This window comes from Collinsella aerofaciens, assembly GCF_015556945.1.
Classification (GTDB): Bacteria; Actinomycetota; Coriobacteriia; order Coriobacteriales; family Coriobacteriaceae; genus Collinsella; species Collinsella aerofaciens_AO.
This window is the reverse complement of record NZ_JADNNH010000021.1, coordinates 1-22,912: the sequence shown is the minus strand read 5'-3', so window position 1 is coordinate 22,912 and position 22,912 is coordinate 1. Positions and strand designations below refer to the sequence as shown.

Below are 22,912 nucleotides of genomic sequence, written 5' to 3'. Positions count from 1 at the left end.
GCTTGTTTACTTTTTATCGGCGGTCAAGGGAAGCTTTTCCGCCGACACATCCAGGCCATAGCGATAGCTGATGGCATCGACAGGACAGGCCCCGATGCACTTTCCGCACCGGATACATTCGGCATGATTGGGCGCGCGGACCACATCAACGTCCATCTGACAAACCCTTGAACACTTGCCGCACGAGACGCATTTGCACGCGTCGACCTGAATCCCCAACAAGGACACCCTATTCATGAGCGCATAGAATGCGCCGAGCGGGCAAATCCATTTGCAGAAGGGGCGATAGAACAAAACGCTCAGCACTACCACGGCAATGAGAACGGCAAGTTTCCAGGTAAAGAGCTGCCCCAGCGCAGATCGAATGCCGGCGTTGGCAATGGCCAGCGGAATGGCGCCCTCGAGCACGCCCTGCGGACAGACGTATTTGCAAAAGAACGGGTCTCCCATCCCCACGTCGTTAACCACCAAGACGGGCAGCAGCACCACGGCAAACAGCAGCACGACGTACTTGATGTACGTGAGCGGCTTGAGCCTTTTTGTCGAAAGCTTTTTGCTGGGAATCTTGTGAAGCAGCTCCTGCAGCCAGCCAAACGGGCACAAAAACCCGCATACAAATCGTCCCAGCAGCACGCCGAGCAAAATGAGCGTACCGGTAACGTAGTAGGAGAAGTTAAACTTAGATGAACCCACCACCGATTGGAACGACCCGATGGGGCACGCGCCCGATGCCGCGGGGCACGAATAGCAGTTAAGCCCGGGTACGCAGACTGTTTTTCCCGCGCCCTGATAGATGCCGCCTTTGGCAAAGTTTGGCAAGTGAATGTTGGTGATGAGCGTCGCCGCCGCCTGAATGAATCCGCGAAATCGAGCCAAAACATGCGACGCAGTGTTTTCTCTTTTATCCAATTCCGATACACTCCAAGCACAGCCTAATCGCCTTGGCCAGCACGGCATCCGCCTCGCCACGCATAACGCCAAAGCACACCATGGCAATTCCGACGATCAACAAAGCGACCTGTACCACGGGTTTTACCGCTTTGAACAACCTGACCACTCCTTTCGTCACACGACCTATTGGACCATATCGACTATAAAATCCGTGTTAAGCGCGATTTGAAATGTGCAAGGAGACTGTTATGCGTATTTTAATCGTCGAGGACGAGCGGGCGCTGTGTGACGCAATCGCGCACAGCTTGCGAAACTTGGCGTACAGCGTCGACTGCTGTCACGACGGACAGGAGGCGCTCGACCTACTGGACGTTGAGGCCTTCGACCTCGTGGTACTCGACCTCAACCTTCCCCGTATCGACGGCATGACCGTACTCAGGGAACTTAGGAAAACTGACTGCGAAACTAAGGTACTGATTCTGTCCGCACGTGGCGAAGTATCCGATAAAGTCGCCGGACTCGATGCCGGCGCCAACGATTACCTCACCAAGCCGTTTCATTTGGACGAGCTTGCGGCAAGGATTCGCAGCCTTACCCTCAGACGCTTTACACAAAGCGACATAGTTTTAACCTGCGGAAAGCTCAGCTTTGACACCAAGGCGCGCATCGCTTCCGTGGACAGCGAGGCTTTATCTCTTACACGCAAGGAAACGGGAATCTTGGAATACCTGATGCTTAATCAGGGACGTCCGGTAAGTCAAGAGGAGCTTATCGAGCACGTTTGGGATAGCAGCGTGAACAGCTTTAGCAACGCAACCCGCGTTCACATCTCGTCACTCCGCAAAAAGCTACGCAGCGCTTTGGGATACGACCCGATTCGCAATCGGATTGGAGAGGGCTACGTTATGGAGGATAGAGAATGAAAAGGCTTTCGCTGCAATGGCGCATAACGATTATGACGGCGCTGCTCACGTGCGCAGCGTGCGTGCTGACGAACTGCCTGGTCGGCTATACGGGCATGCGCTACATGGATGCCATCGGCAGTGACATCTCGGCTTTTAGCACGCCCGGCAAAGACGCGCCCCAGGCGTTTGACCCAACAAACACACCCCTCGATGACGAGGTCACGATCGTCGTAAACGACGCACAGGAGTCTTTTAGCACGACAGCCTGGTACATCACGGCCGGAGTCACACTCCTTGGCGGCGTGCTGGCATACTTTGTGAGCGGCCACGCGCTCAAGCCGCTACGGGATTTTACCGCCCAGGTAGAGCGCGTGCAGCCTGACAACCTAAGCGAAATCAGACTCAGTGAAGATGTGCCCACCGAGCTACAACGATGCAGCGCCTCTTTCAACGACATGATCGCCCGTCTTGGCGAAGGGTTCTCTGCACAGCGTCAGTTTACCGGCAACGCCGCACACGAGCTGCGCACCCCGCTCGCCCTTATGCAAGCACAGATTGAACTATTCATCTCCGAGCACCCCGGTTTGCAACCCGAAACAGCCGAGCTGCTCGACCTGCTACAAGAACAAACCGAACGGATGTCGCGAATGACCAAGGTGTTGCTCGAGATGAGCGAGTTCCGCAGCGTTCCTTGCGAGGACGATGTTGAACTTGGCCCCTTGTCCGAAGAGGTCCTCACCGACCTTGCGCCACTTGCCGAGAATAAGGGCATAGCCCTCAATTGTGCTGGAGACGCTTTAACAATCGGGAGCGACACGCTCCTCTATCGGCTGGTGTTTAACCTGGTCGAAAATGCCATCCGTTACAGCCGTCCCGACTCGACTGTCAACGTCTCCATCAGCGACAGCGACAGCCACGTACTCCTGCGAGTCAAAGATGAGGGCCCGGGAATACCCAAGCAGTACCGAGAGAGCATCTTCCAACCATTCTTCCGTCTAGACAAATCCCGCAGCAGGGCATACGGTGGCGCAGGACTCGGACTAGCACTCGTTTGGGAGATTGCAGCGCTTCACGGTGGCACGGTAGAGGTCGAAGCAAGTTCCGAGAACGGGACCACCATGCTCGTGAGCCTCTCAAAGGGGGCCACCACGTGATCCGACTGTCCAGGGGTTCCACTCGGCATTGTGAAACGCGTCCCAAAACTTGGATATGAGGAATGGGAGGCAGCTCGCATCTATGCCGAGGACGAAGTCCTGGCGGGGATTCAGGATGCGCAGAGGAAGCTTACGGCAGAAAACCCCGACAGAGTCGTGACCGTCGGCGGCAACCGCATGGTGTCGCTTGCCCTCTTCGATTACCTGCACGGGAAATACGAGAACGTTGGAATCGTCTGGATCTATGCGCATCCGGATGTATCCACGCTGGATGATGGCTACCCCAACGCTCACGCCATGGTACTTGGCAGCCTTTTGGGAGAAAGTCATCCTGGTCTTCGGCGGCGAATAACGCGAATGTCCGCAGGCAGACTCCAACCTGTGCGCGGAGAAGCTGGGCGACGCAAACAAGATTCCTCGATTCGAGCATGGAGATAAATCCGTCTATCAGTCTCATCGCATACTCAGAGGAGGATGCCAGATATAGATCCCATTGGGTAAAGTCGCCGTTCATAAAGGGAATCACTGCATTGCGCTCGGCGACTCTCAAGGCACTCAGGCTTTGTTCTATTTTCTCAGCTTCTTGTTTGAACTGTTCGCTATCCAAAATGCCCCCAAATGCCGGCTTCTCAACAAATCAGAAAAAGCATTGGCTATACTGATGCGGACAGTTCCGGGAGGGGTGCAAGAGACGGAAGGGCCGTAATGGGTGAGAAGGGCGAGCGGCCGGAGCGGGTGTTCCCCGGCAGGACAGACCCGTGGTTCATAGCGGCCATGGTGATTGTGGCGGGCGGTTTATCCGCGGCGTGTATCGCGTGTTTCCTGAGCTCGAGTCCCGCGCTCCTATGGGGCTGGCTCGCGCTGCTGTCCATCCCGGCCCTCGTGGCCCTGGCTGCCCTTCCCGTCCGCAGCAATCGCCTCGAGCTCTACGGCGACCGCCTCGTCGTCGTGTACGCTGGGACGCGTTCGGTGATACCCTACGCCCACGTGCGGGGCGTCCGGCGCACCAGGACGCTCTGGGCGGGGACGGCCAACTCGCTCGACCGCGTCTACATCGAGGCGCCCTACGACGGCGACGCCATCGTCTCGGTCAGAGACAACGACGCCCTCGTGGCGGAGCTGGGGCGCAGGTGCGGCCTTGGGCCCGGCGCCTGACGCCCCGAAAGGAAGAGAGGATGGACGTCCCGCACTGGCCCTACTGGAGGAAGTATTCCCTCGGCGGCACACAGGTCTGGTACGCGGACTGGGGCGACTGCCCCTTCGACACTGGTCTACATGAGCCCAGTTGAGTTCAGGAACGCAGGGCTGTCCCTGTAAAAAATGTTTAAGCAACCGTTGCAAATCCATTCTCCCGCGCAGAGAGCCCCGGGTAGGCCGAGCTCGCGTCGGACATGTAGCCCATACGCCTCCGGGCGGCGGCAAGCCCGCGCCCGCCGCGCTCGCCGAACAGCTCAACCGAGCCCGAGCTGGGGCTGGCGGTGCCAGTGACGATACAGATGAGCGTTGACTTCCCGGCGCCGTTTTCGCCGATGAGCCCGTAGACGCGCCCCGCCTCGAGGGCGAGGTCGATGGGGCCGAGGACGGTCCTCCCGCGGTACGCCTTCGTGACCCCGTGAAGGCGGAGGGGCATGGTTGTCGTCATTGCGTTCCTTTCTCCTCGGATGGATTTTGGGTATGCGTCATGGGCCCCCGCGCGGGACGGGGAGCGAATCGACGCAGGCTCGAGGCCGGTTGGGTTGGGGTTGAGGTCCGGGTTCCACAGGCTTGCACAGCCCGACGGACGGGGCGTCCGGGCACGCTATGCTTAGGGAGCGGTGGGCGCCTCCGGGGCAGCAGGGGACTCGGACGCGGTGATGCCGGAGGTGTCGACCTCGCCGATTCCGGCGAGCTGCTCGATGAGGGGGAGGCCCGTCGGGTCGTCCACCTCGACGCCGCCGAGCACGATGGTGCTGTCGCGCGTGTCGATTTGGGTTGTGAACACGGCCGGGTCGAAACCCGAAGCGATAAAGCCAATGCCCGCGAGGACAACACCCGCGGCAACGAGCCCGCCCGCCACGGCGAGGTAGATCTTCTTCGCGCTGGTCATGGTACTCACTCCTTTCTACGCCGCGAGATGCGCGGCAGCGCCGCCCTTCTCGCCCTTACCCTTCCAGAAGGGCGAGGCGGCCTTCCTCGCCCAGAGCGCCGAGAGGCGCGCAATTTGTTTTGAGGCGGCCCAAGCGCCAGCACCAACGAAGAGCGCCACGCCGACGAGGCCGAGCCCCACGCCCGCCGAGGCGAGGGCGTACGGGAAGTGGCCGATGGTGACGCCGCTTACGGCAAGCAGGAGCTCAACTACGCCCACGCCCCCGAGTGCCGCCGCGACGATCCACACGCAGAGCGCCAGCACCCAGATGCAGATATAGGCCGTGACGGCCACGGCGGCGAAGGCGGCGAGCAGCGGCACCCACACCGGGGAGCCCACGATGGTCAGCACCCACAGCAGCGCGGTGCTGCGCCGGCGCGTCCTCGCGATCGCGCGCGGCACGGCGGGCAGGTCGTCAAGCGTGGCCTCGGCAACCTCGCCGGGGGCGCCCATGGCGGCCACGGCCTCCTCCTCGCTCATACCGTCCTCCATGCGGTCGGCGATGGCCTCCGCATAGAACGCCTTGGTCTCCTCCACCTGCTCGGCCGGCAGGCAGGCAAGCAGCTCGCCCAACCGGCCCAGAAACTCATCGCGCGTCATGGTGCGCCCCCTCAACGTATGCGTAAATCTCCCGTACGGACGGCCACTCGGCCAGGAACCCCTCGATGCGCGCACGCCCATCGTCCGTGATGCGGTAGTACCGGCGCAGCCGCCCGTTGTGCTCGGCAGAGCGCGCCGTGATGCACCCGGCCTTCTCCAGGCGCTTGAGCAGCGGGTAGAGCGTCGACTCCGTGAGCCCCATGCTCGCGGGCACGTCCTTCACGATCTGGTAGCCGTAGGACTCCTCGCCGGAGACGGCCGCGAGCACGCAGGCCTCCAGGAAGCCGCGCTTCATCTGTGCCTCCATCCGCACACCTCCTCTCGTCATATACTGTGCTATACACACTATACGATGCAAGGTATTAGACGTCAACTCTCATCACGAAGATTCTCCGGCCCCTGCGCGCTGCGAACGTGATGTCGCGGGGCGGTTGGCATTATGCATGAAACGTCAAGTAACGCTCTTTTGATCCACTTCCACTCGGCCCCATATGCCTTGTACAACGCCCCCTTCGACCTAGGGTTCAAGAGAGCCGCTAGGCTGGACGTGCCGGACGGTAAGGTCCTGGACGCCATGGTGGACTTCTCCGATGCCATGCGGGTCATGGGTCTACGCCGATGGAGGCCACGCACGCGGCAGGGCTCGCCCGTCACCGCTGGTTGCCGGACGGTCCCCACGCCCCACTCGCCAACGCGCAGGCGACAGCAGCAGTCCAGCGCTGGCTGGAGACGCCGGAATGCCCAGAAGATGCGTTTCCCATCGCTGCGACAGAGCTTTTTGCAGGGGTGGCAATTTTTCCGAATATCGAGGTCAGCTAGGCTTCGGTAACCACCTTGGGAGCATCGCCAATAGGCTCTTCCTTTATACGTTCGGCATAATCGTAGGCAAGGCCCACAAATTCCAGTTCCGAGCAACAGGGGTACAATTGCTGCTATTGTTGCCAGCTGTTGGGAGATGGAAGATGGACTGCGATAGCTACCCATGCGTTCCCATGCCGTTGATGTGCACCGCCTTTGTGCCGGGGCAGATTGACGCTGCGGTTGCAGGCATTTCCGACCCCGATTCGCGCGCCATTGCTACGGCAGAAGCGCTGTACTTTCGCGGGCAGGCCACCCTCGCTGCCAAGACGGCGCGCCCCTATCTTGACGCCACCGATCCCGCACTGCGCTATTCCGCATGCTTTATCTGCGGATACGCCAGCCTGTCGCTCAACCGTATCGCCGACGCCCGCCGCTGCCTTGCGGGCATTCTCGATGCGCCCACCGACGAGGAATCGCCCGCCATCCACGCCATGCATATCCTGTTCGCCTCGGCCGCGAGTGTCCTGCTGCACCTGCCTTCCCCGTATTCTGCCGAAGAGTTTTATCCACTTGCGGCGCATCTGCCCGAAGGCCTGCGCTTGTTCGCCAGTTACGTGATGGCGCACGCCTTGTATCTGCGCGGCGAATACGGCCGCAGCCTGGGCATGGCGGAAAACGCCCTGATTATGAAACAGGGAAGCTATCCCATCTCGGAGCTGTTCCTGCACTTGGCAGCTTCCATGGCATGCATGAGTCTCAAAGACGTCGACGCCGCAAAAACGCACTTCGGAGCCGCTTGGAACATTGCGCGCCCCGACGGCCTTATCGAACTCATCGGCGAGCACCACGGCCTTTTGCAGGGACTCATCGAGGCATGCCTAAAATCGCAATACCCAGACGATTTCGCACGTATCATCGAGATTACGTATCGATTCAGCTACGGCTGGCGGCGCATCCACAACCCCGATTCAGGCGAGGACGTGGCCGACGATTTAACGACCACGGAGTTCACCATGGCCATGCTCGCCTGCCGCGGATGGACCAACGCCGAAATCGCACGCCACATGGAAGTTTCGCCGGGCACCGTCAAAAACCGCCTATCAGGCGTATACGCCAAGCTTGGCATCGGCACGCGCGCGGAGCTGGTCGCGCATATGTTGCGTTAGCAACCGGGCTGCCAAGCGCATCGAACACGTTCCGGAACCCGGCGCTTTCGCGCGCTCAAATTGGACATTTTGGCCCTCGAACGGCACTACCGCCACGAGGCGCCTTCTCGCAAAATTGGATTATTTCCACCGATACTTGCGGGATGGGAGCCCAAAATGCTTGATCGCCGTTCGCTACTTGTTGCCGGAGCGTCCTCGCTGGCGAGCATTATGTTGCCGCGCGTGCCGGGAAGCGCAAACGCCTTCATACTGCCATTCGCCCCCACCAAAGCCTATGCCGACGAAGAAGACCCCTTCAAGGTGCTCGTTCTCTCGCGCACCATGTTTGGTGTGGTCGTGGTCGACGTCGCCAACAAGAATATGCCCATCAAGGGAGCCCAGGTCACGCTCGCGTCGCGTTATGCCGCGGGCAAGCAGCTCTCCGCCACTACCGACGACGAGGGCACGGCCATCTTTGAGGTCGCCCCTCTTTCGGAAGGCTACGTGGACGAGGCAACGCTTCTCGACGCGTACGACTTTAACGGCGGCATCTCCATTAGCATGGCGGGCTACCGTGATGTCGAGATTCCCCTTGCGCGTATCCAGGGCGGCACCGCCATAACCGCGCCCACGCGTCCGCTTTCCGACGGCGAGCCGTACTTCCGCCAGCTCACGTTCGACGAATGGGACATCCAGTACGCTGAAGCCACGTTCATGGCATTGCCGAAGGACGACACGGCAAACGACCAGCCCAACACGCACGCTTTTACCGTGCAGGCCCATCTGCCGCAGGGCGGGCAGGCAACGTTACATATCAATAAAGTGATGCCCGCTGCGGGCAGCCCATCCGAAACCGTCACGCAGATTGGCCAAGTCAAGGCCAGCGCATCGGGCGCGGATAATCTGGCGACGTTCACGCTCGAAGACAAGTTCCTCGATGCAGCGTCAAACCTTCTGGAGGAAGGATGCAAGCTGCGCTTTGTCCTCGACTATCAGGGCAAGACCTATACACTCTCCTCCCCCATGGCCGTTGCTACCGCGCCGGCGGCAAAGGCGGAATCCGGATCGACCACTATCGTCCCCACCACCATGGACCAAGAGATCACTCCGTTTGATTTCCCCGCGGCGTTTCCCGGCATCGGCGGCAATAAGTTCACGTGCTGGATGCCCACATTTCCGATCCTCTTCGATTTCTCGTTTGCTGGATACGTGCTGTTTGGCGGAGGATACAAACCAGCCAGCTATATGAACGATTCGGGCAACCCTGATCCGGAATACTGGAAGAAATCGCCGCGCGAGTCGGGCGCCAAGCAGACAAACCGCTACCTCGACGAGATGGAGGGGAAGTGGAATCAGTACAAGAGTATGAGTGCCGGTTCGGGCACCGATCCAAGAAACACCAAGCTCCTTCGCCACCATTGCACGCTGCTGTTCACGATGGATATCGCCACACAGCTGTACGGCTCGCTCGCCTACGATTGGGTGGGCAAAACCTGGGGTAACAACAACGACCCCGCATACGGCAATATTAAGGCCCTCTTCCAGGTAAGAACCGACCTCAATTGGACCGAGCAGTTTACCCTAGGACCGGTGCCGTTTTTCCTAAACGTCAACCCCTGGGTGCTGGCGAAGCTGGCGCTCGCCGTGGGTGCCCACACGCACGGCAGCGGCGCGGCGTTTTTTAAAAACATTTCGCTCGACTATTCAAACACGTCTGGCTCGTTCACCATCCAGATTGGACTTGCCGTCACCTTTGGCGCCGGCGTTGCAGGCGTCGCCTCGTCTGCCGTGCGCGGCGCCGCATCCCTCACGCTGTTCATTGGGTACGAGAAGGCAGATGGACACCAGCTTCCGCGACTGCGCGTAGGTGCAGATGTCGATGTCGATGTGATACTCCAGTTCGTAATGTTCAAGTGGACCACCAAGGCTTGGTCGGGGTCGTGGCCCACACTCCTCGATTCGTGGAATATGTCGGTGAACAATGGCAACCAGTATGTGCTCCAGCGCTCTGAGCTCGCATTGGGCGGAGATGCGCCTTACACGCTGGATGCCTGTTTCGGCTCGGCCGGCAACGCCGAGGCGGGTGGTGTGCCGCAATTTATCGCATCGGCCACCATCGTCACCAACGCCGAGCTGCTCGCACGCGCCGAGGTTAAGGCCACTGCAAGGAATGTCGCGCCTACCGTACGCGATTGGGACCGGTCGGTCACGCGCATTGAGCTCGAGGCGGATGCAGAAAGCGACGACACGGGACAGGTCGAACATTTCGTCCACGCACTGATGGAAAACGACGAAAACGCCGCGCCGATGTATGAGTACACCTACATCGGCCAGGCAACGAACACCGTTGCCGACCCGAACGCCAATTCTGCCGGCGTGTCGGAGAACGAGCGTGGCGGCATAAAACCCTCGAGCGACAACGTACTGTTTTCCGGCGTGCTCAGCGAAGCCCACATGAAGCTAACGATGATTGCCGGCGTGGAGTGCCTATTCCGTATCGCCTCGGTGCGCTACGGCGAGAATGGTCGCTCGCGCCTGGTGGTGCATACAAAGACGAACGGCACGTGGTCCGCTCCCACGCCCGTGGACTTCTCCCTTGGGTTTGGCGAGGGCGACGTGGAGCGCAACGGCATATTCGATTACGACTTCGACGTGGTGGAATATACAGACGGGAGGAGAAACCAGGACGCCTACGTGCTGCTGGTCTCGGGCGAGCGCCCCGCCGGCGACAACACCCTTTTCGATACGGCGAGCACATCCGGCATACTGTCCGTTGTGCGCCTGCGCATAAGCAACGACGGAGTTCGCGTGATATCGCACACGTCGTGGCGCAGCATCTCGCGCGGCCGCCTTCAGGAGGATGGCTACCATTGCCTGCAGTGCCCGCGTATCACGGTGGGCAAGACGCTGGTCGACGGGCGCCTGTCGGGCGCTTACCTCCACCGCCGCGGAACCACCGCAGAGAAGGCGCTCGGCAGCGAGGCCGAGGTTGCGCTGGAATGCTTTACCCTGTGGTCGGATAATTTGGGCGACAGTCTCACGTTCCGTCAGGTCCTCCACTTTCCGCAGGCACCATCGAGCATCGAGCTGGGCGCGCCCGAGAATATCAACGGCAAAATGGTGGTGCCCGTTGCATACGAGACTGCAGGCGGTTGTGGCTGCGCGTCGTACGCCGTGATCGGCCAGTCCATCGCGGGTTGGGGCGTTATGTCGCCAGATGCCACAGTACCCCACGCGGTGCCGTGGCCGCAGCACACGGGCTTTTTGGCAACCGTCAACGAGCAACTGCAGCATATTGCTTGGACGCGAGGCGCATCGGCATTTGCAACGCAGCCCGTGGGTGCCGCAGGCTGTGGCCCGGCATCGTTTAGCGTAAGCAACAACGGCAGGTGCGTGCTCTATGTAGAGAACACCGATGGCAAGGTGGGACAAACCTACGACGAAGAAGGCAACCCGGTAGCAGTGATGGGCAAGCACTTCCGCATCTTCGCCAGCACCTTGGCAGGCGATCTGTTCACGGAGCCGTTCGTGATGTGCGAGCTGGACCACCCTGTCGATCAGATAACGACATTTTTGACGTCGGGAGGCATGCTCTCCGCGCTCGCCACGCACATTGTGAGCGCGGAGAAGAGCGAGGCAGAACTACACGGCATCGAAGTGCCCTTGGTGGCGTGTGCCACTCCGACGGGCGCGGTCGCTACCTCGGGCGCGGTGGTGCCCGGGGCAGCAGGCGAATCCTTCATGGTCACGGTGCGAAACGACGGCAACACCTTGCTGACCGCCGGCACGATCGATCTATACCGAGAGGGCTCCAGCCAGCCGTTCTCCAGCGCATCCATCGGATTCGGAATGAACGCACGCATGGCTTCGATCTACGATCCAGAGCTTGCCGAGGACGCTTCGGCCAACGACATGGCACACGTGAAGTACGCGCTCGAGACGCTGGGCACACGTTTTGCAACGCACCCGCTGGTAGCCGACAACGGCAACGCCGTGCTGGCACCGGGTTGCACGGCACAGTTCCGCATGAGCTTCGCCATCCCCGAGAGTTGGAGCGACGAAGTGGGCAAACGCGTAACGCTGTATGCGAAGGCACGTAATCTGGTGGCGCTCGATCCCGTAACGCTCGAGGAAATTCGACCGGGCGCAAACTCGACGCTGGGTGCCGTACTGCACGAGCTTCATGTGCCCGACGCGGCATGCGAACGCTCAGAAGTTCAGGTCGGCGTATGCGACAGCGCGGATACGACGGGGCTTCACGACGCCCCGATGACGGTCGACGGCGATGGCGGCTCAAGTGGCGGCGGTACTGACAAGGGCGGCGGCTCCGGCGGAAGCAGCTCCGGCAGTGGCAAGGACCACGGCAATAACAAGCGCTCCGGAAAAGCGGGCGCGCTTGCGGGCACGGGCGATGTCAACGCTCCCCTTACGGCAGCCGCTGCAGCACTCGCCGCGGCAGGCGCCGGGCTCGTCGCCTACAGCGCCCGCCGCACGGCGCTCGAAACCGACACCGCCAATGAGGTCAATTCGGATAGGCCTCGCTAGCTCCTAGTTACTTTTGTGAGAGACGCCGACTCGGCTCATCGAGCACCAAAAAGGGCTGGTTCTGGATACCCAGAGCCAGCCCATTACGCATTAGATGTCGTCAGAGGAGTCGAGTTCTGCCTCGAGCTTGGCACGGCGTCTTTTCGCCGTGAAAAACGTTGCGCACAGGGCAGCAAACGTGGCCGCGAAAATCGTCGCACCGCAGAACACGCCCGTGGCCAAGTTCGCCAACCAAAAAACGCTTTCGAGCGGTACGATCTGCGCCTCAGCGATACAGCGCATTGCGGCAATAACAAGCGCGAACGCGGCGCCGCTAAGACCGCTGACAAGCAGGAAATATCCAACAGGAAGATGCTCGGTTTGCCCAAAACGATTGGTATCGACATAGCCCTTCCGCGTTTGCAGTCCTGCGCAAATCAACATCACGAGAACGAGCCACAAATACATGGCTGCCTCGAACGGCGTTGCAAAGCCATGCGGCATTTCACTGGCGTCGCTGTGAACCCACGCAACCTGTCGAGCTATAAACTGGTAGAAAAAGATCATCAACATGCCAAACGAAAGCAGCACGAAACCAATCTTGTAGATCTTCGCGTTCTCAGCCTCCAGGCGTTCATCCTTTGGGCCGGCATATTCACGCCACTTTTGCACGATTTTCAGATCTTCATATTTCATAGTGAACTCCTAAAGAGCATTAGGGTCGGCGTCGGTTTCGTCTTCCCAAAACAAGTCGTTCAACGTAACGCGCAGCGCCTTACAGATTGCCACGCACAGATTGAGCGTGGGGTTGTAGCCGCCCGCCTCGATAAGGCCGATGGTTTGGCGCGTAACGCCCACGGCTTGGGCTAAGTCAGCTTGCGAAAGGCCAGCCGCCGCGCGTGCCGCCTTCATGCGTAGGTTCTTTTTGCCCGGCATGGAGTTCCTTTCGTAAATGTGGACAGATATCCGTTGCAACATGACAGAAATATATTGCATCAATCAAAAGATGTCAACTATATCTGTCATTATGGAAATCATGTTCGTCATCGCCATACGGCACAGCGATTTCGATTCGCTTTTCAATCTTACTCGGGCAGAACTGAGTCGGAAGGAACCGAGTAAGTGGGACTTATCGGCATGGCCAACGCGCACGCCAATAACCGGATTTGCCGGAACCATGCGTGCCCCATCGTTTGATAGCTCCGTTATTGTTCGATGATCTTCTTGACGACCGCGGGAACGCCTGCCGCCATCACGTTGTCCGGAAGGTCTTCCGTCACAACACTTCCCGCAGCGATAACGCAGCCGCTGCCGATGGTAACCCCCTGGAGTACGGACACGTTCGCGCCAAACCAGCAGTTATCGCCAACAACAATGGGCAGAGCCCTCTCGAGACCCAAGTTGCGCTCTTTTGCCCCAAGGGGATGCGAAGCGGTATAGAAGCCGCAAAACGGTCCAATAAACACGTTGTCACCAAAGGTAATAGAACCACCGTCCATAAAGTAGCAGCCATGGTTCACAAAGCAGCCGTCGCCAAAGGTTGTCTTGTCCCCGTAGTCAAAGTAGGCAGGCGAAAGGACCGTCAGCCCCGCCGGAAGATCGGTATCGAGCAAGGTTTTTAGGGCGTCAAGCTGCGCGTTGCTTCCGGGTTTTCCCATATTGAAGTCATAGCAGAGCTCCTCTGCCCTCGCCCGTTTTGCCAGAAGTTCCTCGTCAAAGTTGGCATCATGCCACTCCCCGCGCTCCATCTTCTCTTTCTCGGTCACTGTGAGCCCCCTTAATAAAAACATTTGTGGCGGCAATTCTATCATTTGATAAGCCGTCAGTTTCCATACCGATAACGAACGCGCGTTCGATGGATTTCGTGTTGGTTGGAATCGTCTGTGGGCTGGGCTATGCTACCTTGACTATCTATATGACTTAAACGCAGCAAAGGAGCACCGAGAGAGCGAGTATGGCAAAAAACACCGCAAACTATGGTAACGACAGCATCCGCCAGCTCAAGGACGAGGAGCGCGTACGTCTGCGCCCTGCCGTTATCTTTGGCTCGGACGGACTCGATGGCTGTGCACACGCCGCCTTCGAGATCCTGTCCAACGCCGTTGACGAGGCGCGCCAGGGCTACGGCAAGCTCATCACCCTTACCGCCTTTCGCGATGGCTCCATTCAGGTAGAGGACAACGGCCGTGGCTGCCCGCTCGACTGGAACCCCTCCGAGAAGCGCTTTAACTGGGAACTCGTTTTTTGCGAGCTCTACGCCGGCGGCAAATACAACAACAACCAGGGCGGCGACTACGACTTCTCGCTCGGCACCAACGGCCTGGGCTCATGCGCGACTCAGTACGCTTCCGAGTACATGGATGTCACGGTTTGGCGCGACGGCAACAAGTACTCCCTGCACTTTAAAAAGGGCAAGGTCGTCGGCGCCAAAAAGAAGGCGCTCGAGATTGAGCCCAGCGACGAGGACCGCACCGGCACCACCATCAAGTGGCGCCCCGATCTTGAGGTCTTTACCTCCATCAGCATTCCCCACGACTGGTATCGCGAGACCATGCGCCGTCAGGCCGTGGTCAACGCCAACGTGACCTTCCGCCTGCGCATCGAAGGCGACGATGGCGTGTTTTCCGAAGAGGATTTTTGCTATCCCAGAGGCATCGAGGACTACGTGCTCGAGAAGGTCGGTACCGACTACCTTACCGAGCCCTTCTTTATCGAGGCCGACCGTCGCGGTCGCGATCGCGAGGACCTGCCCGATTACAACGTAAAAATCACTGCTTGCATGTGCTTCTCGCGCACTTTCATGATGCAGGAGTACTACCACAACTCCTCTTGGCTCGAGAACGGCGGCTCGCCGGAGAAAGCGGCACGTAGCGCTCTGACCAGCGCCATCGATGCCTACATTAAGCAACAGGGCAAATACAACAAAAACGAGAGCGGCATTAAGTGGCAGGACGTCCAGGACTGCCTGGTGCTGGTGACCAACTGCTTCTCCACCCAGACGTCCTACGAGAACCAGACCAAGAAGGCCATCAATAACCGCTTTATCCAGCAGGCCATGACGGCATTCTTTAAGGAGCGCCTCTCGACCTACTTGATCGAGAACAAAGACGCCGCCAACAAGATCATGGAGCAGGTGCTCATCAACAAGCGCTCGCGCGAGAATGCCGAGAAGACGCGTCAGAGCATCAAGACCAACCTGCAGCAAAAGACCGACATGGCCAACCGCGTGCAGAAATTCATCGATTGCCGCTCCAAGGACAAGAGCCGTCGCGAGATCTACATCGTAGAGGGCGACTCGGCAGCAGGTGCCATTCGCACCTCGCGCGATGCCGAGTTCCAGGGTGTCATGCCCGTCCGAGGTAAGATCCTCAACTGCCTAAAGGAGGACTATCCACGCATCTTTAAGTCCGACATCATCATGGACCTCATGCGCGTGCTGGGCTGCGGCGTGGAGATCAAAGACAAGCGCATCAAGAACCTCGGTGCCTTTGACCTGGACAACCTCAACTGGAACAAGGTCATCATCTGTACGGACGCCGACGTCGACGGTTATCACATCCGCACGCTCGTACTCACCATGCTCTACCGCCTGGTGCCCACGCTTATCGACGAAGGCTACGTGTATATCGCCGAGTCGCCGCTCTACGAGATCAACTGCAAAGAAAAGACCTACTTTGCCTACACCGAGCTCGAAAAGAACGGCATTCTTAAGGAGATCGGCGACCAAAAGTGCTCCATCAACCGCTCCAAGGGTCTTGGTGAGAACGATCCGGACATGATGTGGCTCACCACCATGAACCCCGAGACGCGTCGTCTGATCAAGGTGGAGCCCGAGGACGTCACCAAGATGGAAACCATGTTCAACCTGCTGCTGGGCAACGACGAGGCGGGCCGCAAGCGCCATATCTCCGAGCACGGCAAGGAATACCTGGACCAGCTGGACCTGCAATAGCAGCAAATCGACAACGACGGCCCATAAGAAGTTCAAGAGGAAATCGTGGCAAAGAAGAAGACGAAGAACCAGCCAAAGAAAAAGCAGGTCAACGCCGAGAACGTCATCGGCCTGCACTCCGAGGTCACCGACCAGCCGATCACGCAGACGCTCGAGGTCAACTACATGCCCTACGCTATGAGCGTCAACGTTTCGCGTGCGTTCCCCGAGATCGACGGCTTTAAGCCCTCGCACCGCAAGCTGCTCTACACCATGTACAAAATGGGTCTGCTCAAGGGCGAGCGCCAGAAGAGCGCCAACATCGTGGGTCAGACTATGAAGCTCAACCCGCACGGCGACGCCGCGATCTACGAGACGATGGTGCGCCTGGCGACGGGTAACGAAGCGCTGCTTGCCCCCTTCGTGGAGTCGAAGGGCAACTTTGGCAAATACTATTCGGGCGACCTGAGCTACGCCGCCTCGCGTTACACCGAGGCCAAGCTCTCCCCCATCAGCGCCGAGATCTTCAAGGACATTGACAAGGACCCGGTCGACTTTGTCGACAGCTACGACGGCGCCATGAAGGAGCCGCGCCTGCTGCCCACCACGTTCCCCAACATCCTCGTCTCGGCCAATAAGGGCATCGGCGTCGCCATGGCGTCTGACATCTGTGGTTTCAACCTCAACGAGGTCTGCACCGCAACCATGCATTACCTGCAGGATCCCGATTGCGACCTACTCGAGTACATGCCCATGCCCGACTTCTCTACCGGCGGCGAGATCATCTACCGCCGCGAGGAGATGGAAAAGATTATCGAGACCGGCCTTGGCAGCTTCCAGATTCGCTCCCGCTGGCGCTGGATTCCCGAAGAGCGCATCATCGAGGTGTACGAGATCCCCTACACCACCAAGACCGATGTCATCATCGAGCGCATCGTCAAGCTCTCCAAGGAGGGCAAGGTCAAGGAAATCGCTGACATCCGCGACGAGACCGACCTCTCGGGCCTGCGCATCGCCATCGACCTTAAGCGCGGCGTCGACCCCGACAAGCTCATGGCCAAGCTCTATCGCTCGACCACGCTGCAGGATTCGTTCTCGTGCAACTTCAACGTGCTCGTCGACGGCTATCCCCGTGTTATGGGCGTGCGCCAGATCCTGCACGAGTGGGTCAAGTGGCGTATTGAGTCCACGCGTCGCCGCATTAACTTTGACCTGGGCAAAAAGTCCGAGCGCCTGCACCTGCTGCACGGCCTCGAGGCCATCTTGCTCGACATCGACAAGGCGATTGCCATCATCCGCGGCACCAAGCTCGAAGCCGAGGTCGTGCCCAACCTTATGAAGGGTTTCGACATCGATGAGACCCAGGCCGAGTTTGTTGCCGAGCTCAAGCTCCGCAACATCAACGAGGAGTACATCCTCAACCGCACCAAGGACATCGCCAAGCTTGAGGGCGAGATTGCCGAGCTTGAGGAGATCCTCTCCAGCGAGGAGAACATCAAGAAGGTCATCAGCGACGAGCTGGCCGCGGTCAACAAGAAGTACGTGATGCCGCGCCGTACGGGCAGAATCGAGCCCCATGAGATTATCGAGGTAAGCTTGGAGCCCGAGGTCGAGGAGTACCCGGTGACCATCATGCTCTCGCGCGATGGCTACCTTAAGAAGATGACGGACCGCGTGCTCAAGAAGGCGACCACGCTCAAGTACAAGGACGGTGACAAACCCTTTATCGAATTCCCGTCCTCCAACACCCACGAACTGCTGGTCTTTACCAACAAGAGTCAGGTGTACAAGTGCAAGGTTGCGGCGTTTGAGGACACCAAGTCGGCCCAGCTGGGCTCGTACCTGCCCACCGACCTCGAGATGGAACCCGACGAGAGTGTCATCTGGGTCATCGACCCCGAGGACTACAAGGCCGACGTGCTGTTTGTCTTTGAGAACGGCCGCGTGGTGCGCGTCGCGCTTTCTGGATACGTCACCAAAACCAACCGCAAGCGCCTCAAGAACGCCATCTACAGTGGCAGCAAGCTGCTGTATGCCCAGGTGCTCAAGGAAGATCGCGACATCGCGCTGGTCTCGAGTGACTACCGCCTGATGAACTTCAACACCTCGTTGCTCAAGACCAAGACGACCACCAACACGCAGGGCGTCCAGGCCTTTACGGCCAAGAAGGGTCGCTCGGTCACCACCGTCGGCACGACCGAGGAGATCCTTGGCGCCGGCGTCTCGGCCGAGAAGTTCACCGCGCAGAGCCTGCCCTCCGCCGGCGCCCTCATGAAGGAAAACGACATGCCGAGTTTGTTTGATTAGGACGACGGCAGAACCGCCATAGTTTTACAAAGCAGCGGGGCCCGGAGCGCAGCAATATCGCGCCCCGGGCCCCGCTCGTTGCGGAGGTCATCCTCGGAAATGTCGACGATACGGGGGCTTCCCGCACCGTCCTAAGCCGTTAGCAAAACTCGCAAAAGTTAGCAAAAGTTGCAAAAATTAGCAAAACTTGCAAAGGAGCTACCATGCAGTGCAGCAAGAGCCCCTTTACCTCGACGTTCCGAAGCGTCCCTCCCTTTCTAGCGGGTCGCGAACACATCCTCCGTGATATCAACCGTGGCTTTATCAACGGCCCGGGAGACCCCAACCTGTCGACCATTTTTACGGGCGCAAGAGGAACGGGTAAGACGGCGCTTCTCTCGCTCCTTTCAAAAAACGGCGCTTGAACACGGCTGAATCGCAGCAAATGTCTCCCGCCATGCCAGGCATGCTCGAAGATATTATCGAGCGAACCGAAGAAGCGGCAGATAGCTACCTTTCACAGTCTCACGCGCGCATGAACGGCGTTCAAATTGGTCCAGTGGGCATCGATTGGACATATGTTCAAGAAGCCCAGGGCAACTGGCGCACGTGCATGAATGGCATCTTCAGGCAACTCGAGAAGCATGGCATCGGGCTTCTCTCGAAACGACCTATCGAGAGCTTTCCGATAAAGACATTGAGTTTTTACTCGCGATGCTGCCCGATTCTGGCCCCAGCAGGGTCTCGGAGATAGCCAAACGCATGGGCGTCGCCAGCAACTACGCAAGCCAATACAAACGCCGCCTTCTCGAGGACGGCGTCATCGGGGAACGTGGGCGTGGTCTCGTTGGCTTTGACATCCCCGCATTCAGGGAGTTCCTGAGCGAGAAAGTCTCCTAGCACGCGAAGATTGTCCATAAGGACATCAACGCATGGCAATCAGTAATCCTCTTGGTAAGGGAAGTAGGCTTTCCGCCAACGCTGATTGCCATGCGTTCTTCTTGTCCTTAGGCGAGTTTGCGAGCGAGCTCTCGCACCTCTTCCAACTTGGGCGAGGAGACCATGCTGTCACGCTCGGTCATACCGCTGATGGTGACAATGCCCTGGTCCTCCCACTTGCAGTACGCACAGGTTGACTTGTACATAGCGATCGCCGCATCATAGACGCCCTCGCTATGGCTATCGAGCAAAAGGGCCGTCTTGGTGAACGGGAAGCCCGTAGCACCGAAGGCATACAGGCGGTCGATGGCGGCCTTCTCCTGCGCAGTGATATCAAACCAGTAGATAGGCGAAGCGAAGACAACCATATCGGCGCCTTTCAGTGTCTCGAGCACACCGGCCATGTCGTCCTTCTGCACGCAGGCACCCTCATGGGCAAAGCAGTACTGACACCCCAGGCAACCAGCAATCTTCTTGCCGGCAACGCGGATGACCTCGACCGTATGGCCGGCCTCGCGCGCGGTCTCGGCAAACGCCTCGACCATGGTGTCGGTATTGGCGCCCTTGCGCGGGCTACCGCTCAATACAACGATATTCATAAGAATCTCCCTTCTTCATGCCGCAGGCGCGCGGCATACATTTCGTTGTAACCAAAACGGATAGAGCTATTCAGTCGTCTGTAGATCGCATCTCTCGTTCGTGTTCTCTAGACACAATCTCATTGCCTGATAACTCCTCGGCCACCTTGATTTTCTCTCCGAGAATTGAACAGCAAATCGTTGCTCGCAAAGTATCGACTGTGAGAAAATTAGCTTGAGCTTTCTCCCTGCTCGCATAAGCGTTCGCGTGAAAGAGCCTAGCCGCATCGGCCAGGCGCAATATAGATCCGCGGAAACCGGCCTACGAACAAGGAGTGTCTTATGTATGGACAGCATGTTGCACCGCAGACCCATAACAAACGGACTGGCCTGTCTATCCGCGACGTCAAGCGTCATGCAGACGCCAGAATCGCCGCCTTCGGAGTAAGCATTCTTGTGGCAGGACTGCTTTTGCTACCCTGCGCAGCACTGGCGACAGAAATGCCCGAAACCGATGTCGCAGCACCCATTACCTGCGACGAAGCCAACGCGGAAGGCAGCCTCACAGCTACCACCGTTGTCGACCATAACTATGACCTGGAGCTCCCTCCTGCCTTTATGTTGGTCCAGAATGAGGCGTTTGTATACGATTTCCCCGACAAACCCGAAGACTTCATCTACGGGCTTAACGACACCGTCCTTCTCTTCAAGATCGACACCGATACCGAAGGCCTTATAAAAACCGAGAACCCCAAAGAGGCCAGCGTCTCTATTGCCCTGACCATGATCGACAATCACGTTAGAGCAACCGTAGTCTTTACAGGCAGTTACGCCGACGACCAAATCCCTTACAGGCTGAACCTCAACAGCTCAGCCCACCTTGGCACACACGTTGACCGTGACTTCGACAGCGGGCAAGGGATTATGCACGAGACGCGGCACGATTACTACATCCGTTACATCTTCGACAGTGACGTGCACTTGATTGCAACCGATACGAGCGGTTCCAAACCCGATCCAAGTGTTAAGCCGATCCCAGAGGTCAAACCCGAACCGGAAACCAAGCCCGAGCCCACACCGCAGCCCAAGACAGAAAAGCCCGCGGCAAATCCCGTTTCCACCAAGGCAGTAACGGCAGCTAAACCAGCCAGGACCACCCTACCCGCTACGGGCGACAACGGCGCGATAGCAGTCGCCCTGAGTGTTGCCGGTGGCGTAGTTGCATCAGTTAGCATTTCCGCAACAAGGCGTCGCAACCGCTAGCTAAAGCAAATACGCCATTCACACAGGCAAACAACCAAGCTCCAACGAAAACGGTCCAGTCATCCGACTGTGCCGCACTCCAGTAGTTCGTGGAAGATATCAAAGAGGTATCCCAGGCTCCCTTGAGCTGTGCGACAGACAGATCAGGTTTGGGAAGTAGAACGGCCCTTGCGCGAAGCGTGAATCGGGCAAGTCTGACGTTTATTCCCAGGGCCAAGCAGGGCCGGAGGTTTTATTGGCGGCTCTTACGGGCGTCGCGAGTTTTGGCGAGGACGTAGGCATCGGGGTCGTCTTTGAACCAGGGGCAACGGCGCTCGCCGGAGACCATATAGCGGTGGGGGCAGCCGCCCATGCACATGGGCAGAATGTGGTGCACGGATGATTGGGCGTCCGCAGGCTGAGTGAAGCCATAACAACACTTCGCGCATCGAGCAGTTTGAGCCGGCGTGCGCATGTCGGCGCCATACCGGGAAGAGAGGGCCTTCTTGTGGGGCGGACGACCCCATTGCAGTCTCCTTCCGCTCTAATCCTGCGGGAACGACAGCGGCCGTAGGAGTACCGCTATCGTACTCGTAGCGGCTCTCCGCCCCCCTAAGCAGCCTGTCCGCTACGAAACGACCGTCTTGTAATAGGCGCCGAAGTCTGCGAGCGAGTCCATGATGGGCATCATCTGGCGGCCGAGCTCGGTAAGGCCATACTCAACGCGGGGAGGATTCTCGCCATAGTCATGGCGAAAGACCAGCCCATCATCCTCCATCTGCCGCAGGCTGTCGGTAAGCACCTTCTGAGAGATCCCCTCAAGGTTGCGGCGCAACTCGTTGAAACGCCAAGGGCGTACGCGCAAGTTACGGATAATGAGCAGCTTCCACTTGCCGCCAATGAGCGCTACCGCCGTTGCGACCGGACACTCCGGAAGTTCCTCTTTCGCCATCACGGGAGACCCAACCTCCTTGACCATACCGGTTTCACAAAAAAGTACGCAGTTACAAATATGTGCGTACTCGTATTTGCATGCGCCTTCGCGTTGAATATAACTCACGCAGGAGATGCCTGCAAGGTAAATCAACCCAAAGAGAGGAACCATTATGGCTAATTATGCAAAGACCCACATCGGAAATGAGAGCCGTGTCGAGCTGCACGAGGTGCTCGGGCTTACCGGGGCAGAGGTGAGTGTCAACAATCTTCCCGCCGGCGCTGGCGTTCCGTTCGTCCATGCACACAAGGAAAACGAGGAGATCTATGGCGTGCTCGAGGGCGCGGGCTCGGTCACGATCGACGGTGAGGAAATCGAGCTTGCAGCCGGCGACTGGCTGCGCATTTCCCCCGCCGCACACCGCCAGTTCCGCGCCGCGTCCGACTCGGGCATCACATACGTCTGCATTCAGGTCAAGCAGGGATCCCTTGATGCCTTCACGGCCGACGACGCTATCATGCTCTAATTCGCGATCGGTGTGCAAGGGGCCAATGAAACCCCGTCCGTTGGCCCCTTGCGCAAATCTGCTGACGCAAAACTACCCTACATCCCGGCCGGCTTCACGCAAAAGAGGCGGAGGCACGCTTTGTCGGTTCCGGGAATAAAAGCCAAGACAGTTACAATAAAATCACTTCGAACTCAGGACGTTGAGCTTTCGTTTTATCCCAAACCCTTGCCAGCTCTGTGGCGGATGCCGAAAGCTGCAGATCGATTATCTGACGCTCCTATTTGGCAAGGTGTTTTTTAGAATCCATTTTGCGCTCGGCCTCGAAGGCTTGCCTGTCCCAATCGAGCGG

24 protein-coding genes are annotated in these 22,912 nt (G+C 58.6%); 11 read left to right on the top strand and 13 right to left on the bottom strand.

The window, feature by feature from the left end:
* Positions 1-6 precede the first annotated feature (6 nt).
* Both I2F59_RS07055 and I2F59_RS07050 read right to left on the bottom strand, forming a co-directional pair.
* Positions 7-909, bottom strand: a complete 903-nt coding sequence (locus I2F59_RS07055) for a 4Fe-4S binding protein (protein ID WP_195503689.1) — start codon at positions 907-909, stop codon at positions 7-9.
* A complete protein-coding gene (locus I2F59_RS07050) occupies positions 902-1,048 on the bottom strand; it encodes a CD1871A family CXXC motif-containing protein (protein WP_040219972.1) in 147 nt (48 codons plus the stop codon). Before I2F59_RS07050 ends, I2F59_RS07055 begins: the two co-directional genes overlap by 8 nt.
* Before the next feature lie 73 nt (positions 1,049-1,121).
* On the opposite strand from I2F59_RS07050, the gene I2F59_RS07045 reads away from it, so the two are divergent.
* The 4 genes from I2F59_RS07045 (at position 1,122) to I2F59_RS07030 (ending at position 4,105) form a co-directional block, all read left to right on the top strand.
* Positions 1,122-1,814: a response regulator transcription factor gene (locus I2F59_RS07045; RefSeq protein WP_229065382.1), complete on the top strand. Its 693-nt coding sequence runs from the start codon at positions 1,122-1,124 to the stop codon at positions 1,812-1,814.
* Positions 1,811-2,950, top strand: a complete 1,140-nt coding sequence (locus I2F59_RS07040) for a sensor histidine kinase (RefSeq protein WP_195503687.1) — start codon at positions 1,811-1,813, stop codon at positions 2,948-2,950. The genes I2F59_RS07045 and I2F59_RS07040 overlap by 4 nt, the downstream gene beginning before the upstream one ends.
* A 30-nt stretch (positions 2,951-2,980) precedes the next feature.
* Positions 2,981-3,388 carry an arginase family protein gene (locus I2F59_RS10080; RefSeq protein ID WP_271755909.1) on the top strand — a complete coding sequence of 136 codons (408 nt, stop codon included), beginning with the start codon at positions 2,981-2,983 and terminating at the stop codon, positions 3,386-3,388.
* Between the two features lie 267 nt (positions 3,389-3,655).
* Complete coding sequence (locus I2F59_RS07030; protein WP_195503686.1) at positions 3,656-4,105, top strand: PH domain-containing protein; 450 nt, start codon at positions 3,656-3,658, stop codon at positions 4,103-4,105.
* Positions 4,106-4,274: 169 nt separating this feature from the next.
* Here I2F59_RS07030 and I2F59_RS07025 read toward each other — a convergent pair whose 3' ends face one another.
* The 4 genes from I2F59_RS07025 to I2F59_RS07010 form a co-directional block, all read right to left on the bottom strand.
* Complete coding sequence (locus I2F59_RS07025) at positions 4,275-4,592, bottom strand: ATP-binding cassette domain-containing protein (RefSeq protein ID WP_195503685.1); 318 nt, start codon at positions 4,590-4,592, stop codon at positions 4,275-4,277.
* Between the two features lie 162 nt (positions 4,593-4,754).
* Complete coding sequence (locus tag I2F59_RS07020; RefSeq protein ID WP_161155314.1) at positions 4,755-5,036, bottom strand: hypothetical protein; 282 nt, start codon at positions 5,034-5,036, stop codon at positions 4,755-4,757.
* 15 nt (positions 5,037-5,051) lie between these two features.
* Positions 5,052-5,675: a DUF1700 domain-containing protein gene (locus I2F59_RS07015; protein ID WP_195503684.1), complete on the bottom strand. Its 624-nt coding sequence runs from the start codon at positions 5,673-5,675 to the stop codon at positions 5,052-5,054.
* Entirely contained in the window at positions 5,662-5,982 is a 321-nt protein-coding gene (locus tag I2F59_RS07010) for a PadR family transcriptional regulator (RefSeq protein ID WP_195503683.1), read from the bottom strand. Before I2F59_RS07010 ends, I2F59_RS07015 begins: the two co-directional genes overlap by 14 nt.
* Positions 5,983-6,637: 655 nt before the next feature.
* Between I2F59_RS07010 and I2F59_RS07005 the strand changes: the two genes are divergently transcribed.
* Together I2F59_RS07005 and I2F59_RS07000 are read left to right on the top strand one after the other, a co-directional pair.
* Positions 6,638-7,642, top strand: coding sequence for a helix-turn-helix domain-containing protein (locus tag I2F59_RS07005; protein ID WP_195503682.1), 1,005 nt, complete (start codon positions 6,638-6,640; stop codon positions 7,640-7,642).
* A gap of 156 nt (positions 7,643-7,798) precedes the next feature.
* The gene (locus tag I2F59_RS07000) at positions 7,799-12,166 is read left to right on the top strand and encodes a hypothetical protein (RefSeq protein WP_195503681.1); all 4,368 of its coding nucleotides are present in this window, start codon (positions 7,799-7,801) and stop codon (positions 12,164-12,166) included.
* A 90-nt stretch (positions 12,167-12,256) separates the two neighbouring features.
* Here the strand turns inward: I2F59_RS07000 and I2F59_RS06995 are convergent, their stop codons facing one another.
* The 3 genes from I2F59_RS06995 to I2F59_RS06985 all read right to left on the bottom strand — a co-directional run bounded on the left by I2F59_RS06995 (position 12,257) and on the right by I2F59_RS06985 (position 13,911).
* Positions 12,257-12,841 (bottom strand): hypothetical protein, encoded by a 585-nt coding sequence (locus I2F59_RS06995; protein ID WP_195503680.1) that lies wholly within the window; start codon positions 12,839-12,841, stop codon positions 12,257-12,259.
* 9 nt (positions 12,842-12,850) lie between these two features.
* Positions 12,851-13,081 carry a helix-turn-helix transcriptional regulator gene (locus I2F59_RS06990; protein WP_055252407.1) on the bottom strand — a complete coding sequence of 77 codons (231 nt, stop codon included), beginning with the start codon at positions 13,079-13,081 and terminating at the stop codon, positions 12,851-12,853.
* A 269-nt stretch (positions 13,082-13,350) separates the two neighbouring features.
* Complete coding sequence (locus tag I2F59_RS06985; protein WP_195503679.1) at positions 13,351-13,911, bottom strand: sugar O-acetyltransferase; 561 nt, start codon at positions 13,909-13,911, stop codon at positions 13,351-13,353.
* Between the two features lie 188 nt (positions 13,912-14,099).
* On the opposite strand from I2F59_RS06985, the gene I2F59_RS06980 reads away from it, so the two are divergent.
* The 3 genes from I2F59_RS06980 to I2F59_RS09925 all read left to right on the top strand — a co-directional run bounded on the left by I2F59_RS06980 (position 14,100) and on the right by I2F59_RS09925 (position 18,787).
* On the top strand, positions 14,100-16,097 hold the full coding sequence (locus tag I2F59_RS06980) for a DNA gyrase/topoisomerase IV subunit B (protein ID WP_195503678.1): 1,998 nt from the start codon (positions 14,100-14,102) through the stop codon (positions 16,095-16,097).
* Positions 16,098-16,142: 45 nt separating this feature from the next.
* Positions 16,143-18,383, top strand: a complete 2,241-nt coding sequence (locus tag I2F59_RS06975; protein ID WP_195503677.1) for a DNA gyrase subunit A — start codon at positions 16,143-16,145, stop codon at positions 18,381-18,383.
* A 203-nt stretch (positions 18,384-18,586) separates the two neighbouring features.
* Positions 18,587-18,787: an ATP-binding protein gene (locus I2F59_RS09925; RefSeq protein WP_229065381.1), complete on the top strand. Its 201-nt coding sequence runs from the start codon at positions 18,587-18,589 to the stop codon at positions 18,785-18,787.
* A gap of 280 nt (positions 18,788-19,067) precedes the next feature.
* Here the strand turns inward: I2F59_RS09925 and I2F59_RS09920 are convergent, their stop codons facing one another.
* Positions 19,068-19,265, bottom strand: coding sequence for a hypothetical protein (locus I2F59_RS09920; RefSeq protein ID WP_229065380.1), 198 nt, complete (start codon positions 19,263-19,265; stop codon positions 19,068-19,070).
* A 104-nt stretch (positions 19,266-19,369) separates the two neighbouring features.
* Complete coding sequence (locus tag I2F59_RS06965) at positions 19,370-19,900, bottom strand: flavodoxin family protein (protein WP_195503676.1); 531 nt, start codon at positions 19,898-19,900, stop codon at positions 19,370-19,372.
* Positions 19,901-20,221: 321 nt separating this feature from the next.
* Here I2F59_RS06965 and I2F59_RS06960 point away from each other — a divergent pair, with 321 nt between their 5' ends.
* On the top strand, positions 20,222-21,142 hold the full coding sequence (locus tag I2F59_RS06960) for a hypothetical protein (protein ID WP_195503675.1): 921 nt from the start codon (positions 20,222-20,224) through the stop codon (positions 21,140-21,142).
* 232 nt (positions 21,143-21,374) lie between these two features.
* On the opposite strand, the gene I2F59_RS06955 is transcribed toward I2F59_RS06960, so the two are convergent.
* Both I2F59_RS06955 and I2F59_RS06950 read right to left on the bottom strand, forming a co-directional pair.
* A complete protein-coding gene (locus I2F59_RS06955; RefSeq protein WP_195503674.1) occupies positions 21,375-21,518 on the bottom strand; it encodes a hypothetical protein in 144 nt (47 codons plus the stop codon).
* A gap of 231 nt (positions 21,519-21,749) precedes the next feature.
* The gene (locus tag I2F59_RS06950; RefSeq protein ID WP_229065384.1) at positions 21,750-22,073 is read right to left on the bottom strand and encodes a winged helix-turn-helix transcriptional regulator; all 324 of its coding nucleotides are present in this window, start codon (positions 22,071-22,073) and stop codon (positions 21,750-21,752) included.
* Positions 22,074-22,227: 154 nt separating this feature from the next.
* Between I2F59_RS06950 and I2F59_RS06945 the strand changes: the two genes are divergently transcribed.
* On the top strand, positions 22,228-22,581 hold the full coding sequence (locus tag I2F59_RS06945) for a cupin domain-containing protein (protein WP_195503673.1): 354 nt from the start codon (positions 22,228-22,230) through the stop codon (positions 22,579-22,581).
* Positions 22,582-22,912 lie beyond the last annotated feature (331 nt).

Coding starts and splice junctions, on each gene's coding strand:
- I2F59_RS07025 (WP_195503685.1), bottom strand. CDS start 4,592: ATGACGACAACCATGCCCCTCCGCCTTCACGGGGTCACGAAGGCGTAC.
- I2F59_RS07040 (WP_195503687.1), top strand. CDS start 1,811: ATGAAAAGGCTTTCGCTGCAATGGCGCATAACGATTATGACGGCGCTG.
- I2F59_RS06945 (WP_195503673.1), top strand. CDS start 22,228: ATGGCTAATTATGCAAAGACCCACATCGGAAATGAGAGCCGTGTCGAG.
- I2F59_RS07000 (WP_195503681.1), top strand. CDS start 7,799: ATGCTTGATCGCCGTTCGCTACTTGTTGCCGGAGCGTCCTCGCTGGCG.
- I2F59_RS06960 (WP_195503675.1), top strand. CDS start 20,222: ATGTATGGACAGCATGTTGCACCGCAGACCCATAACAAACGGACTGGC.
- I2F59_RS07005 (WP_195503682.1), top strand. CDS start 6,638: ATGGACTGCGATAGCTACCCATGCGTTCCCATGCCGTTGATGTGCACC.
- I2F59_RS07010 (WP_195503683.1), bottom strand. CDS start 5,982: ATGGAGGCACAGATGAAGCGCGGCTTCCTGGAGGCCTGCGTGCTCGCG.
- I2F59_RS07020 (WP_161155314.1), bottom strand. CDS start 5,036: ATGACCAGCGCGAAGAAGATCTACCTCGCCGTGGCGGGCGGGCTCGTT.
- I2F59_RS06995 (WP_195503680.1), bottom strand. CDS start 12,841: ATGAAATATGAAGATCTGAAAATCGTGCAAAAGTGGCGTGAATATGCC.
- I2F59_RS07015 (WP_195503684.1), bottom strand. CDS start 5,675: ATGACGCGCGATGAGTTTCTGGGCCGGTTGGGCGAGCTGCTTGCCTGC.
- I2F59_RS06950 (WP_229065384.1), bottom strand. CDS start 22,073: ATGGCGAAAGAGGAACTTCCGGAGTGTCCGGTCGCAACGGCGGTAGCG.
- I2F59_RS06980 (WP_195503678.1), top strand. CDS start 14,100: ATGGCAAAAAACACCGCAAACTATGGTAACGACAGCATCCGCCAGCTC.
- I2F59_RS06990 (WP_055252407.1), bottom strand. CDS start 13,081: ATGCCGGGCAAAAAGAACCTACGCATGAAGGCGGCACGCGCGGCGGCT.
- I2F59_RS06965 (WP_195503676.1), bottom strand. CDS start 19,900: ATGAATATCGTTGTATTGAGCGGTAGCCCGCGCAAGGGCGCCAATACC.
- I2F59_RS07045 (WP_229065382.1), top strand. CDS start 1,122: ATGTGCAAGGAGACTGTTATGCGTATTTTAATCGTCGAGGACGAGCGG.
- I2F59_RS07030 (WP_195503686.1), top strand. CDS start 3,656: ATGGGTGAGAAGGGCGAGCGGCCGGAGCGGGTGTTCCCCGGCAGGACA.
- I2F59_RS09925 (WP_229065381.1), top strand. CDS start 18,587: ATGCAGTGCAGCAAGAGCCCCTTTACCTCGACGTTCCGAAGCGTCCCT.